This window comes from Serratia nevei (assembly GCF_037948395.1).
GTDB classification, from domain to species: domain Bacteria; phylum Pseudomonadota; class Gammaproteobacteria; order Enterobacterales; family Enterobacteriaceae; genus Serratia; species Serratia nevei.
Genome location: NZ_CP149940.1, coordinates 4,495,908 through 4,511,376, shown reverse-complemented (window position 1 = coordinate 4,511,376; position 15,469 = coordinate 4,495,908). Strand labels below are relative to the sequence as shown.

The window sequence follows — 15,469 nt, the reverse complement described above, 5'->3', positions numbered from 1 at the left end:
ATAATAAGGAAATTATATGATACGTAGATCATTCATATTGGTGATTGCCTTGCTGCTGTGTGCGGTGGTGTGGTGGATTGGGCCGCTGATCGCCATCGGCACCTACCGGCCGCTGCTGTCGGTCTGGGTCAGAGGCATCATCATCGCCCTGATCCTGTGCTGGGCGCTGTGGCCGTTCGTGGCGACGTTTTTATCCTGGGTGTTCCGCCACGCGCGGGCGCCGGCCCCGGCTAAAAGAAAAACCGCGCAGCGAGATCGCGTGACCTCGCGTTTTTACGACGCCTTGCGCACCTTGCAATACGTCGGCACGTCGAAGCAGCGCACCCCCTGGCAGCGTTTCAAATACCGCCTGGCGCGCCGTTATATCAGTGAAAAGCCCTGGTTCCTCGTCATTGGGCCGCCGGGCAGCGGCAAAACCTCGCTGATCGGCGAAAGCGGCGAACGTTTCTTGCTGGCTGAACACTATGGCCTGCAGCAGACCGTGGACGTCGGGCCGACCCAGGATTGCAACTGGTGGCTGGCGGAGAACTCGGTGTATGTGGACACCTCCGGTGAATGGCTGCAGCTGAACGGCCTTGGCGAAGACGGCGCCAGGGCGCGCGATACCCTGTTCAAACTGATCCGGCGCCACCGCCGCCATCCGGGCATCGACGGCATCATGCTGTGCCTGGATGCACGCTGGCTGCTGCATGCCTCGCTGACGGAAAGAAAATCCGTCGCCGATGCGCTGCGCGTGCGCCTGCTGGAAATGGCCTCATGGTTCCGCTGCGAGCTGCCGGTCTATCTTACCATCAGCCACCTCGATCAACTGGTCGGCGGCGAGACCTTCCTGTCGATGCTGGGCGACGACCTGTTGCAAAAAGGGATGGGGTTCAGCCTGAACCGGGCCGAACAGGGCGAAACCCCGTTCGAGCAGTATGAAGATCTCTACCGGGAGATGGTGGCGCGCGTCAGCCATCACGTGCTCGAACTGCTGCACGATGCGCCGGACGGCCAGAACCGCCAACAGCTGCTGTTCTTCACCGAGTCGTTGGGATCGCTGGGCAACCCGCTGTATTCGCTGCTGGAGCAGATTTTCCCGCAAACGCCGGTGGGCTACGCCTGCCATTTGCAACAGGTATGGCTGGGCAGCACCATCGCCTTGCCGCCGCAGGGCGCGATTTATAACGCGGAAGCGGCGGATATCTATGAAGCCCGTCCCACCGGGCGCATTTACCACCCAGAGCTGAATTACGCCAGGCAGGAGCGCGGGGTGCTGCAGCAGTCTTCTCACGCCAGGCCGCTCGGCAGCCGCATGAGTTCCCTGGGCCGCTATGTGCTGGTGCTGGTGCTGCTGGCGGTCTCTTTTAACCTGCTGGCGATGCGTTACCTGTGGGAGAGCGATTACATCTCTTACATTGCGGCGCGCTTTGACGAAACGAAGCGCATCGTGCGCGAAATACCGGTCACGAACCGCGTCAGCGACGATGTCATCTCCGCCTATGAGCAGTTGGGATACATGAACGCGCAGCTGGGCGGTGAGGTTTCGCCGGTGCCGAATCCCTATTTCGAGCACAAGCTGATCAACAGCGCGGCGCAAAAGACCTATCAACGCCATTTGCTGCAGATCTTCTGGCCGGCGGTGGAAAACTATATCGCGGACGAACTCAAGAATGACGTTTCGGCGTCCAACAAGGACGTCTACGGCACGCTGAAAGTGTATCTGATGATGGGCGAACCCTCGCACCGTTCTGCCGAGGCGCTGGTCGACTGGTTCATGACGCGCTGGGATAGCTTTATGCCGCAGGGCTACACCGACATGAACAAAGGCATTTTCGCTTACCACCTGCGGGAAATGTTCTCTCTGCCGAATGCGCCGGTCATGAAAATGAACGGTGACCTGCTGCGCCTGGCGCGGGTGAAAGCGATGAATATTCCGATGCAGGTCAGGGTGGTGCGCCGCATCGAAGAGAAACCGCTACCGGCGGCGATCAACGACATTTCATTGGCCGACGCCGCGGGGCCGAACGTGTCATTGATGCTGCGCCGCAAGAGCCAGGCGACGGTCACCGATACCGCCGTGCCGGGGTTCTATACCCGCGCCAGCTACCGCGATGTCTTCCTGGCACAGCTCGATGACGCCGCCAAAGACATGATCGAAGAAGAGTCCTGGGTGCTGCGCGACAGCGCGGAAGGGAAAAACGCGGTGAACTCGCTGGCCTCGGCGCAGAAGCTGGCCGACGAGGCGAGGAAGCTTTACCTCATCGAGTATGCGGACAAATGGGATGCTTTCATGCGCGACGTGCGCGCCCGGCCGGTCAACGGGCTGGAGGATGCGGCGATATTGGCGCGCCAGCTGTCCGATCCTTCATCCCCGCTGGCCAACCTGGTGCGTTTCGCCGCGCGTGAAACCAGCATGACCGGCACCAACCAGGGCGATGCGGCGAGCTGGTTCGATCGCCAGCGCAATCGTATTGAACAGCAGCGGCGTGACATCCTCGGCGAGATTTCCGGCGAGCGCGCGCGTTTTCGTCTCACGCCGGAACGCGCGGTGGAAGACCGTTTTGAGCTGCTTCGCCGCCTGGGGTATCAGCTGTTGCAGACCACCAACGCCAGCAACGATCCGCTGAGCCGCAGTTTCGAAGCGCTGTACAGCCAGCTGACCACGCTCTCCACCTCATTGCGCGGTGGCCAGGTGGTGCCCGCCGGCGGCACGCTGAAGCGGCTGCAGCTGGATGCGGCGCGTCAGCCGGAACCGGTGCGCAGCGTCATGATGGATCTGTTGCAGGTCGGCGACAGCCAAACGATCCAGCAGAGCCAGAAGAACCTGAGCAAAGGCGCTTCATCGCTGGCTTCCGGGCTGTGCAAGGGCAGCATCAGCGGGCGCTATCCGTTCTCGCGCAACGCCAGAGCGGAGGTCGGCATCGAGGACTTCTCGCGCATGTTTGGGCAGAACGGCGCCATGCAGCAGTTCTTCGATGAAAACCTGGCCGCTTACGTGGATGTCAACGCGCAGAAATGGAATGCCAAACCGGGGTCTGAGGGGATCGTCAATGCGAGCACGCTGGGCGCGTTTGAAAATGCCCGCTTGATTCGCGATACCTTCTTCAGCGCCGGCGACAAACTTTCATTCTCCATGTTCATCAGACCGCTGTCTCTGACCCCGACCATCACCGAAGCGACCCTGGACATCGATGGGCAGGTGATTAACTACAGCCATGGTTATAGCCAGCCTACCCGCATCGATTGGCCGGGCCCGAAAGGCGGCAGCTATGTTCGACTGACCTTCCGCACCGGCACCGGCCAGATCCAGGTCGCCAGTTTCGACGGGCCCTGGGCCTTATTCCGGATGTTCGACGCCAGCAATCCGGTGCCGCTCGCCAGCGACAGGCGAGAGCTGACGATGTCGATGTCGTCGGTGGTTGGCGTGCTCAAACTGGAGTTGCGCTCGACGATGAAAGATTTCCCACTTTGGTCACGGGCGTTGCGCGGATTCTCGTGCCCGAAAGCGATGTAAACACAACCGTAAAGAGGTGATAAACATGTTAGATCCAGCAAAAATTTTGGAAACTATGCAGGCTGGTAATCAGTTAGGACAAAACTCTCAATCATCACTTAGTCGACCGTTTATGCAAGGCGTCAGTAATATTCAAATGTCGGGGCCGGATGCGGCCAAGTCGGTCATGAGTAACGTGACAAAATCTTGCGATGATATGTTCGGCAATATGAAGGATGTATTTAATGGATTGCAGTCAGATATAACAGCACATCAGAAAATGCAAACTAATGCTCAACCTAAGGATTTTAATGTGTCGATGAATGATCTGCGAAAAACAGTTTCAAAAGGTTTTCCGGGTGAAATGGCTGATTTTTTTTCTAAGGTTCCCAAGATATAAAGTAAATTCTTCTCATGAGTGTTTTTTGATTGATAAGTTTTAGCAACTTGTTCCCGCTAACAATTAGCGGGAACAAGAATTTTTATTCAGCCTTACGCAGCTTTCGAGGCTATGCTTCGCTGTAGATGTATTTTTTCTTATTGTCTTCATTAGTAACGTGAGGACATTCCCATGAAGACGCGTTTTTCTGACAAACAGATCATCAGTATTCTCCGCGAGGCCGAGGCTGGCATTTACGCCCGTAAGCATGCTATTTCTGACGCAACCTTTTACATCAGGCGTAAGGGGTTTGGTTGTATGGGAGTCACTGAAGTATAACGTCTTAAATCGCTTGAATAAGAGAGCGCCCGTCTCAAGAAGTTGCTTGCAGAAGCCATACTGGATAAGGAGGCATTACAAGTGACGTTGTGCCGAAAGAACTGGCGGTAGACCACAAGTGGGAAGCTGCTGTAGTGATGTGTAAAGTGACTGTTCTGTCGTAACGTGGAGGCTGCAGGCTGGCTGATTTGTCCTTGTCGACTTGCCGCTATGAGGCACAGCGTCCGGCGGTTGATGCGTATTTATCCGGGCGCATCACTCAATTGACGCTTGAGCGCCGGTGTTTCGGTTTCCTCTGTATATGGTAATTACTGCGGCGAGAAGGCCTGCGTGTTAATCACAAGCGCGTGCACTGCCTTTATCATCTCAGCGGTTTGGATGTTAAGCGCAAATTGGTAACAGAACGTCTTCCATTGCTCCTAACGTGGTCGATGGATTTCGTCATGGACACACTGGCTACCGGACGCAGGATCAAGTGCCTGACCTGCGTCGCTGATTTCATGAAGGAATGCTTGGCAGACACTACTGCCCTCAGTATCAGGTATTCAGGTCACACGTATTCTGGACAGTATTGTGTTATTCCGTGGCTATCAGGCAACGATCAAAACAGGTCAGGGAGCAGAGTTTACCTGCCGGGCAGTGGCCCAGTGAGTCTTAGAGCATGGCGTTAAGCTTCGGCTTATTCAACCGGGCAAACCGACACAGAGCGGGTTTATCGAAAGCTTTAATGGTCGATTTCGAGATGAGTGTCTGAATGAGCACTGGTTCAGCTATATTGTTCACGCCAGAAAAGTCATTAACGGCTGGCGTCAGGATCATAATGAGTATCACCCTCATTTCTCACTGAATTATCTGATGCCAGTAGAGTTTGCAGCGGGCTCGCGAAATGGAAAAATGAAGGTAAAAAACGGCATTGCTAACTGACTATCTTATTTGCTGCCTTAGCAGATTATTCCATGTTGACAATTTATATTTATTAGGTGAGCTGTTAAGTTTTTTTTAATTGTTAACTTATAAAATACTTTTTATAATCCTGAATAAACAATCAAGTAAATAGGCGTAATTTATGTCGTCCCGATTTTTGATAAAAGTGCTCCGAAGGAACATGGTTAGTTTAACATGGACGTCAACTTAAAAATTTTAGTTAAATAATTTTAAATCACAATGCAACCGAATTAAAAACTCATGAAATGAATAAATACATCTGGAGAGCATTACTAATGCTAACAAAAGGTTGGGACACCATCAGTATGGTAAGACAGGATACCGTTAATGCAGATATGGCCGCAAGTTGGCCGACGCTTGATCAAGGGTTTTACTACACCTCCGACGAAGGCTATACGTGTCGAGGTGAGTTCAATTGCTGGTCGATCGTAAATGGCGGTGGTGGTCGACTGTTGCGTATGCGCTTGCCAATTCGATCAGGTACCTTTGAGACTAGCGGTATCACTCGATCACTTGCCGGAGCAGTCGCTATCATCGAAGTTACACTATCACTACTGCCACAGAGCCCCAAACAATTACAGTTGAGATCCATTTTTCTGCATAAGGCCCAAAATTCTCTAGAAATGCAGCAGGAAGAAGGCGGCTGGATACGCGGTGTTACCCTGCAAGATCCCGCAGGCACACTTGGTCCACTGAAATTAGTTGTGCTCGACTGTATCTGCAACTATCTGGTTGAACATCCGGAACAGTTCACCCATACCTTTGCCCAAGTTAACTTTGCCAAGGACAGCGCGCCAAAATGGGCAATCCCCCATAAGTGCGCATACTCCTATCTCGATACAGGGTTCTTAGCTATTTTAGCTGTTTGTAGTGACCGAGACATTCATAAACTTCCTCTGGATATCGATGTGTCAGGGATCAATCAGGGAGGACAGTCCTGTTACGTGCTTTCAGCACAAATGCTGCTCGAACATATTATCTTGCCAGGCCTGCTCGACTTGTATCAAGGGGCGAGCCCGCGGGATTTTAATTACGTCAACAATGAAATGATCAATATTCCAGCATTGCGCATGCAGTCCATAAAATCGGGCGCAATTTGGTACACCCCCATTGTCTTTGCTGGCTGCAATAAGGCACGAATACTCGGAGACTTCGTATCCATTGACTACAAAGGAAATTGCGATCTGTACGCAGGAATTGATATGAAGTGGAATGGCTGGGTGAAGATGAAGACTTCACTTGTTAATAATGTGATCACCTTTGTAAAACAGTCGTCCGACTTCAAACATCAAGTCCACATTCCCTGGTATCTGAAGTGGCTCTCCCCCATCGTGAGTTTGATCACCGCAATTGTTGCAGCCTCCATTTCCGATGACCATATCCGCGCAATTGCCAATCGAGGCGGCTCGATCAAGGCAGACAGCATCGACTGTGTTTCCTGGAGCCGGGGTTCGCATAAAGCTGAGTCTAGTTTCCTTGCTGAATCCCTTATCATCAAATACATTTAACCCTATCAATTCAAGGAGCTATACCATGAGTAATAAAAGCAATGTCATGCAGTCCGGGTTATCACAACCCATCTCCCTGCAACTCGAACGTCTCAACGAGAGCGTCCGCCAAACTATACGTGAATCGTCCCTTTATAGCTGTGCTAGTCACGTATACCCCTCAGAAGAAGCGCTGAAGGAAGCACGGGGCTTCGCAAGTACAGGCGGAATTAGTCTAGCTAGCGCGGTCACCACCAATGGGTGGGACTCGGTTAGCATCTGTCGTGTTTCGGCACTCAATCAGCGAATTGCGTTGGAAAAAACTTATCCTGACAGCATCGATACTGTAAATGCCCCTTTCGCACTAAAGGCCAAGTTCAAAGCTTGGTCCATCACTACCGGGGGAGATGGCCGCAACGTAAAGGTTCGTGTGCCGCTCGGATTTGGGACCTACAAAGGCATGAATGGTAAGTCTTATCAGGTCGACGGGATGTCCGCAGATGTCTATGTCAAACTCAGCTACTTCCCTGCGCCCAGACCAGTTTTAGCACAGGATGGCGACTATGACCTGCAGGTCAACACTCAGCTTACAGATCCAGATGATCCTATCGCGGCGGTGATATCGCTGAAGGACCCAAATAAGGTTCTTCCAGACATGGATAAAATGTTGCTGCGGGGCTTGTTGGAACAATGGCTTAATGAGCCTGAGAACCTTGAGCAATTCGACACTCTGTTTAGTACCGTCGTGATAAATAACATGGGTAATGACAGTGACGAATTTAAATGGCTCCGGGCAACAAGCATGAGCTATGCCTATACCGACTCAGGCTCTGAGGAAAATAGTATCTTCGGTGTGTTGGCCATGACTAATGAACGTGACGCTACCGGGCTTCCAAACCAAATGCCGGCCTTACGGCTGGAACGGGATGATAATGCGAGTTTTCTCATCAGTCGTGAGATTTTCGTCAAGTATCAATTGCTGCCAGCATTGCCATACATATTTGAAGACACTAGTGCTGACAACTATGTGCTCGATGCATCAGGTACCACCATTATCGGCAAGAACATCAAGTTAGAAGGCATTAAAGTCGGTGCCATCACCTACTATCCAGTGGTAGAAAATTTTGATATTAATTTCGATGAGACATACGTTCGTACTGAGTGCAAGGTACGCACTGATATTTCTCCGGGAATCGTCGCCTACACCCACATCGTTACCAAACAAACGTTTGAGCTTGCCGTTAATAGCAAAGGTGAGCAAGTCATGGTCTACGCTATGGTCGGTGATCCTTATGTGCAAAACACAACAGATATCGCAGTATGGGTGGTAGTAACTGAGGCCATTATTGCTCTGATTGGGATCGTAGTCACTGGGGTAACTGGGTATTTGGCTACAAAGCTCACGGCCCTCATAGTTGGAATCGTTGTCGCGGTGGTGGTCGCGACAATAAGCATTATCATTCATGTTATTATTGAAAAAGTTATAACAGATGGCGTCACCGAGAATGTTCCCCCTATTGCGCCGATGGTCAAGGTGGCAGCCAACCAGGTCAAATGCCGTTCTGCGAACCGGATGCTTTTGTTCTTACCGATATCCTCTATTCCGGTGCATTGATTTTCAGCGGGTCGCTCAAGCTGCTAGATAAGTTCTGTATTCGAGACAGACGCCTGACTCTCGCGGCACTCGATGCTTAACAGGCTTTATTCTTAGCAATAGGTACATCTTATCATTTCAAGAGGATATTTTTATGTATTATGACAAATTCGACTATTTGGCTGGTCTAAATATTCACTATCAGGGGACATCAAAAGAGTCTGCTATTATTTACGGAAACGGACTGAATATGATTGAGGTTATCGTCAAGGTAAAGATAATGGATGGTGGGACTAACTCAACCCCCCCCCGCTCCAATAGAGATGACGAATAGTGAGATGAAAAATAGTATTTTCTTGTGCGATTACCAAACTGGGGAGAAAATACCGTTCGATTTTGAGTTTGGAATAACATCTGACTGTCGTGTTAGCTTCAATAAAAATGACTATTTAGGTGCTATGGAATATTATTCGTCCAGGGCGGGTGAAGGCTCTTATTTATTCCCGGAGGATGGCTATAACTATTGTTCACTATACGTGTACTGTACAAAAGGAAATATTAATAAGAAAATAGCTGCAGGTATCGCTATTCAAAATGTTGGTGAGTTCAAAACTACTTCCAGTGGTACTAATACTGTGAACGGTTCAAACGGAGCACCTTTCAAGGCGCCTAGTGATATCGAAATCAGAGCTATCGAACCATACAGGTATACGCTTGACGACTTCTCTATGAATACGGATTCATCCCGTTTACCCGGTACATCTAATCAGGGAGCAAATTTGTATAGTCTTACCGGGACAAACTATTATCTGGACATTAAGAAACCGTTTCATAAAATTTCCTCGGTGAAAGCCAACTTGCAGTCCGGTGATCGATTCGGAAGCGACTATAGCTGGTATTGGATTTGGCAGGCGTTTGACTGTGCCGCGGATTATGGAAAGAGCCATTTGTCCAAGACACTCACCGTCCGCTTTAGTAAATACGAGTTCCCCTGTAAACACACGATAAATAAGCAACCAGGTGTCTGTTTTGTCTTGATTGATGGTCACTGTTCTGTAATGACGTCCTGGGAATTTTACGGGGAAACCTACGTTGACATCATCGATAATTTTGGCAATCTAACCTCCCCTGTGCTTAAGTTCAATAATAGCAAAGGGATTAAACACATTGGTTTTCGTAATAACTCACGAGATGTCTCCGAATGCACAGGACGACATGTCAGAAACCATGGTGTCCCTGAGGATATTATTCAGCATATTATCGACAGTGCCCCTGATATGATTTGTGGTGTACTGTCTCAGGATGACAATAATTCAGGATTCAAACCATGTGTTAATGTTTCTCCGACACCTGAACAGGGGGCAATAATTGATGCTGATTTCCTACGGATACTCAGGCATTCACATGAAATCACTCATGTCATTTGCAGCGTGCCTGATGCCCAGAGCCACGATATTTCTGACTATCAGGTAATGAGTGACCGTGATGGTCTGCCATACCTGCTTGTTTTATGGCCCAGCCTGCAGAGCCTGACTATTTTCCCGCAGACTGAACTAGACTATGAAAACCGCCCCTACATCTATGGCCAATACGACTGCTACTCCCTGATCAGGGATTATCTCCTCCGGGAGAAAGGCATTGCACTCAATGACTATCCACGTGAGGCCTATTACCTCGATTCCGGGAAAAATATTTTTGAAGTACAGGCTCCGGAGGAAGGCTTCATCAAAGTTGAGGATACTTCTCTTCAATCCGGTGACATTCTGGTCTTTAATCTGTCGTCAACCACACTGCAGCACTCGGCAGTCTATATTGGTAATGGTCAGATGCTGCATCATTTGCCGCCGGGACTAAGTTGTCGGGAGGCTTACAGCGAAAAATGGGAAAAACGCACCAGTTCAGTCTGGAGACATAATAATTTAATTATTAAGTAAATTATTATACCCATGGTTTTTATCAGTCATATTTGTATTTATCGGAATGATAAGCTAAATTTTATATTATAAGCCCTCCAATAGGGAGGGTTGCATATTATGCAGAAAGTGTCTCCGGATATTTTCATTACAGAAATACAGATGTCGTTAGTTTGTGGTTTTTTATGCCTTAATGTTTATTTAATATCTGATTGTATCAGGAGTGTTTAGTATGAATGACAGTTTTACTTCACAGACATCCAATTTTATCAGTGCCATGAGCACAGGTGTTGACTCGCGCACCGGTCAGTTTATGGTTAATCTGCCCGTTGTATCGTTAGTCGGCAATCATCAGCTGGGCCCTGAACTCCCCCTGTCTCTGAGTTATTCATCACTGAACAACATTAACAGCGGTTTTGGCACCGGTTTTGCCCTGAGTCTGACACAGTTTAATAATAGAACTAATTTACTGGAACTGAGTAATGGTGAGAAATACCGGGTAAGCCCCGGTACCGATAAGGTACGCAACCAGAAGCTCAGCAGTTTCCGTTTTGTGTTTACCAATGGCCAGGGAGACGGGGAAGGGTACACCATTTTCTGGAAAGACGGTAAAACAGAACGACTGACAAAAGCCAGAGATAACGACACATTTCTCACCACGAATGTCATATCACCCGCCGGACGACAGCTGTATCTGACCTGGAATTGGAACGGACAGGTGTCCCGGTTGTCTGAAGTCCGGGATGAGTCAGTTATATTGTGCCGGGTGAATTACCAGACAGAATCGTCTGTGATGACACTGTGGCCGGGTACCGGAGATGAAAACCACATACAGTTTCAACTGATGGATGATAAGTATCTGACCCGTATTTTTCACAATATACATGACGGTAATGTTCTGAATTGTCATTTCAGTTATGATGCCATATCCGGAATGACCGGCCGGGTGCTGACCGGCGTAAAATACCCGACCGGCATGACAGATGACGTTGTTTATAATGGACAGGAGGGGCTCAGGTATCCCGCGACATCAAAGATCACTTCCCGTTTGCCGGTCGTGTTTACCCATATCCGTAATCCGGGGGCCGGACAGCCGAAAACAATCCGGCATTTCTCGTACACCACGCAAAACTTCCTCGGTTTCAACGGCAATTTTGGTAACTGGTCTTCTGGCAGTGATTATATCTATACCACATTAACGGATTATACCTACGGTTCAACGGAAACTATTACCAGTGACGGTATTACTGTCACCACGAAGCGGGAATATAATAACTATCACCTGCAAATCTCGGAGGAAACACGGAAAGGCAGCTGTATTATCCGGGAGGAAACAGCCTATTATGCCAGGCCTGATGTCCTTATTGACGGGCAGCCGGCTCAGTTTCAGATGCCCCGAAAGAAAACGGTTACCCTGACTGATACCTTTCTGCCTGCCGCAGAGCAGACCCGTAAGGAAATTACGGAAACAGCATTTGATGAGTACGGTAATCCGGTCAGTATGAAAGCCCCTGACGGCACACTGACCACTTATGAATTTTATCCAGCAGAAGGCGGAGACCATTGTCCGGCCGAACCGAATGGGTTTGTCCGGTTCCTGAAATCCGTGACGGTAACACCGCGGGACAGTGATTATAATGACACACCGGAGCAAATAATAACATCCACCTACCGCCTGTTAGGCAACCGGACGGACTGTGTGGTACAGGACACCGAATCCGTATTCAGCGGTGATACGCTGTTATCTGTACATATCACGGAATATCAGGAAGACACCGGAAATACAGAGTATGGCCGCGTCACAGCATTCACCGATACCCTGTATAACCCGGATGCCGAGGGGCAGTCTTTTACCGGCAGACAGGATTTTGACACCGAGGTCAGCGACAGCGGCCTGATGACACAAACGGTAATTTTTACCGGTTATGACGGGTTGCAGTCATCCGTCACACAGCGCCGGTCTGTGTATAACGGGCTTTTGCATTCTGAGGTTTCACCACAGGGGATCGAAACCCGTTACACCTATGACACACTGGGGCGGATACTGAGTTGGACACAGAATGCCGGTACTGGTTATGAAAACATCACCACATGGGAGTACAGCATCACACCAGCGGGTCCGGTTACCGCCATGCGGGATAATACCGGTAATCAGGTAAAGCTTCACTTTGATGGTGCCGGGCGCCAAATTCGCCGCCAGCTGCTTGATACTGAGCATACACATGAATGGTTTGATGTTGCCTCAGCACAGTATGATGCCTTCGGTCAGGAACAGCGTGATACCGGACAGGACTGGATTACTGACGGGACAGATTCCGGCAGATATTTCACCGTCAGCAGCATTACAGATTATGACAACTGGGGAAACCCGTCAGAAATCGTCTTTTCAGACCGTTGTAGTGGTCAAGTAATATTGGCCACCTGATTAAAGGTGATATTCTCACCTCAACATAAAATAGGTGACTTAATGAACAAGAGAACTAAGCGTACTTTTACCCCTGAGTTCAGGCTGGAATGTGCACAGCTGATTGTTGATAAGGGTTACTCATATCGACAAGCCAGTGAAGCGGTTAATGTTGGTTCTACCACGCTTGAATCTTGGGTACGCCAGCTCAGACGAGAGCGTCAGGGTATTACGCCTTCTGCCACCCCCATTACCCCAGAGCAGCAGCGTATCCGCGAGCTGGAAAAGCAGGTTCGCCGCCTGGAGGAACAGAATACGATATTAAAAAAGGCTACCGCGCTCTTGATGTCCGACTCACTGAACGGTTCACGATAATTGCCAGGCTGAGTGACAGCCACACGGTAGTCAGACTTTGTTCCGCTCTGGGAGTACACCGTAGCAGTTACCGGTACTGGCAGAAACGATGCGATACTATTAATCCGGCGCGAGTCAGGTTGTACAGCGAGATACGTCGGGCATGGAACCAGAGCCGTGGCTCTGCTGGCGCGCGCACTCTGGCTGAAATGCTGACCCAAAACGGCATTCCGATGAGCCGTTACCGTGCCGGGCGTCTGATGAAATCCCTGAACCTGAGCAGTTGTCAGCCCGGAAAATATCAGTACAAAAATGCCCGTCAGGAGCATACATGCCTGCCGAATCTGCTCGAGCGCCAGTTCGCTGTACCGGAGCCAGACCGGGTATGGTGCGGAGATATTACTTATATCTGGGCAGGAAATCGCTGGTGCTATCTGGCGGTCGTAATGGATCTTTTTGCCCGCAGAGTTATCGGCTGGAGTCTGTCAGCGAATGCCGATACAGCATTGATAAGCAACGCTCTGCGGATGGCATATGAGACGCGTAGCCAACCGCGTGATGTCATGTTCCATAGCGATCAGGGAAGCCAGTATACAGGCCTGAAATATCAGCAACTTCTCTGGCGTTACAGAATAAAGCAAAGCGTCAGTCGGCGGGGAAACTGCTGGGATAACAGCCCGATGGAACGCTTCTTCCGCAGCCTGAAAACAGAATGGGTACCAGCGAATGGCTACGTGGGCAAAGACGAAGCCCGGCGGCAAATCAATCGCTATATATTGAATTACTACAATAGCGTCAGACCACACCACTATAACGGAGGGCTGACGCCGGAAGAATCAGAGAACAGGTACCGTTCTTACTGTAAAACCGTGGCCAATATTACTTGACCACTACACGTCTCCGTAAACTGACCCAATCAGATCCTGTCCGGCGGGTTTCCCGCACATATGCACAGGGCGGGGAAGGAATGACACAGGTTAAAAGCGGCACTGTCAGCACTCAGTTGGATAAAATCACCGGGCTGCCGGTGCGGGGAACGATGACGGATGTTTCTGGGGCTGAGCAGGGGCAGCACAGTTATGTCTATGACGGACTGAACCGTCTGCGGGAAGAAAAAGATACAGACGGTAATATTACCACCTACTGTTATGACCTGTTTGACCGGGAAATTTCCAGGACGCTGGCTGACGGCACGGTGGTTACCCGCGAATATGCTCCTGCTTCAGATAACGGGCAGGTCAGCGCGGTTAAGATCTGCGGCCCGGGGACGGACGGAAAAACGCTGACCATGGGGCAGCGTGAATATGACAGTTTGGGGCGATTAACCCGTGAAACAAGCGGCGGCCGGATGACCGGTTACCGCTATGAAGGCGCCTCTCCGGTGCCGGCTGAAATCACGTTTCCGTCGGGGAAGTCACTGAAATATGATTATATTCCGGAGCTGGGAAATGTTCTCTCCTGTGTGAGCGGTGAGGGAATAAACCAGACGTATGACTACGATAACCTGACCGGTGCGCTGTTAAGTGCCGTCGAGGCAGATACCGGATACGGCTGTGCCTGGTCACTGTCAGGCAAACTGATTCAGGAGCAGTTTACCCGGCGGAACAGTGAGCGGCAGGCAGATGATACCAGTACACTGGGCGGCGCTCAGCTCAGCTATACGGATATTACCGGGGCACAGACGTGTTATACGCGCGATGAATACGGACGGGTTATCGGAATACAGGACAATGCACTTGACGTTGTGCTGAACTACGATGCCCTGAAGCGCCTGTCAGTTCAGACTGTGACGGACAGAGCAGGTGGTGCACAACTGACCACGGCATTTGAATATGACGATTTCAGCCGTGAAATCAGCCGGACACTCACAGATAGTAAAGGCGGCACGCTGACGACAGAGATGCACCGGCTGAAAAACGGACTGCTGAGCCGCCGCGTTACCCGGCAGAGCAGCACGGTGATGAAAGATGAGCACTATGAATATGATTGCCGTCACCGGCTGGCCCGTTACCGGGTGAGTGGCAGCACCCCGCCGCCGGATGCTTACGGTAATGTGCTGTCAGGTCAGCAGTATCAGTATGATGCGATAAATAATCTGACTGAGGTTACCACCACTCTGGCGGACGGTAGTAAAGATACCGCCGTGTATCACTACCGGAATACCGCAGATCCCGCACAGCTGTCAGAAGTGACACACACTCATGCAGCTTATCCACCGCTGGTTAAACTGGAATATGATACCAACGGCCGGATGATTAAAGATGAAGCGGGCAGAACCCTGGTTTACGACGTGGCCGGCCGGTTGACGGAGGTCAGCGGAGAAAATATTAACGGCGGCAGTTATGAGTATGATGCCCTCAACCGGCTGGTGAGCCAGCATGTCAGTGGCGGTGATGTGCGGGAGCTGTATTACTGCGGGAACACTCTGGTCAATGAGGTTCTGGCGGCTGACCGGCAGGAGACGCGGTTGATTAAACGGGGCGCTCACTGTCTCGGTATGAGTCAGGGGGGGGGAACTGACGCTGACGGGGACCGGCCACAACAGCAGCCTGATATGGTCAGAGAATAAAAATGACGGG

Annotated in this window: 8 protein-coding genes and 1 pseudogene; all 9 read left to right on the top strand. The window is 50.6% G+C overall.

The features are described 5' to 3' along the window. The first annotated feature begins 16 nt into the window (after nt 1-16). The 9 genes and pseudogenes from tssM to V8N38_RS21565 all read left to right on the top strand — a co-directional run bounded on the left by tssM (nt 17) and on the right by V8N38_RS21565 (nt 15,459). Nucleotides 17-3,496 carry a type VI secretion system membrane subunit TssM gene (gene tssM / locus V8N38_RS21605; protein ID WP_233091139.1) on the top strand — a complete coding sequence of 1,160 codons (3,480 nt, stop codon included), beginning with the start codon at nt 17-19 and terminating at the stop codon, nt 3,494-3,496. Nucleotides 3,497-3,521: 25 nt separating this feature from the next. Continuing rightward, complete coding sequence (locus V8N38_RS21600) at nt 3,522-3,875, top strand: DUF6277 family protein (RefSeq protein ID WP_147840602.1); 354 nt, start codon at nt 3,522-3,524, stop codon at nt 3,873-3,875. A gap of 171 nt (nt 3,876-4,046) precedes the next feature. Then, nucleotides 4,047-5,117: pseudogene (locus tag V8N38_RS21595) on the top strand (IS3 family transposase). Nucleotides 5,118-5,413: 296 nt separating this feature from the next. Further along, on the top strand, nt 5,414-6,646 hold the full coding sequence (locus tag V8N38_RS21590; RefSeq protein WP_147840603.1) for a TULIP family P47-like protein: 1,233 nt from the start codon (nt 5,414-5,416) through the stop codon (nt 6,644-6,646). 25 nt (nt 6,647-6,671) lie between these two features. Further along, nucleotides 6,672-8,240, top strand: coding sequence for a TULIP family P47-like protein (locus V8N38_RS21585; protein ID WP_187181584.1), 1,569 nt, complete (start codon nt 6,672-6,674; stop codon nt 8,238-8,240). Between the two features lie 317 nt (nt 8,241-8,557). Further along, nucleotides 8,558-10,153, top strand: a complete 1,596-nt coding sequence (locus tag V8N38_RS21580) for an NlpC/P60 family protein (RefSeq protein WP_187181585.1) — start codon at nt 8,558-8,560, stop codon at nt 10,151-10,153. Nucleotides 10,154-10,364: 211 nt separating this feature from the next. Next, nucleotides 10,365-12,557: a hypothetical protein gene (locus tag V8N38_RS21575; protein WP_147840605.1), complete on the top strand. Its 2,193-nt coding sequence runs from the start codon at nt 10,365-10,367 to the stop codon at nt 12,555-12,557. 42 nt (nt 12,558-12,599) lie between these two features. After that, nucleotides 12,600-13,777, top strand: a protein-coding gene (locus tag V8N38_RS21570; RefSeq protein ID WP_187181586.1) for an IS3 family transposase whose coding sequence is annotated in 2 segments (ribosomal slippage) — nt 12,600-12,858 and nt 12,858-13,777 — 1,179 coding nt in all. Because the reading frame shifts where the segments join, the coding sequence is not laid out codon by codon here. 80 nt (nt 13,778-13,857) lie between these two features. After that, nucleotides 13,858-15,459 carry an RHS repeat protein gene (locus tag V8N38_RS21565; RefSeq protein WP_147840607.1) on the top strand — a complete coding sequence of 534 codons (1,602 nt, stop codon included), beginning with the start codon at nt 13,858-13,860 and terminating at the stop codon, nt 15,457-15,459. The last annotated feature ends 10 nt before the right edge of the window (nt 15,460-15,469 follow it).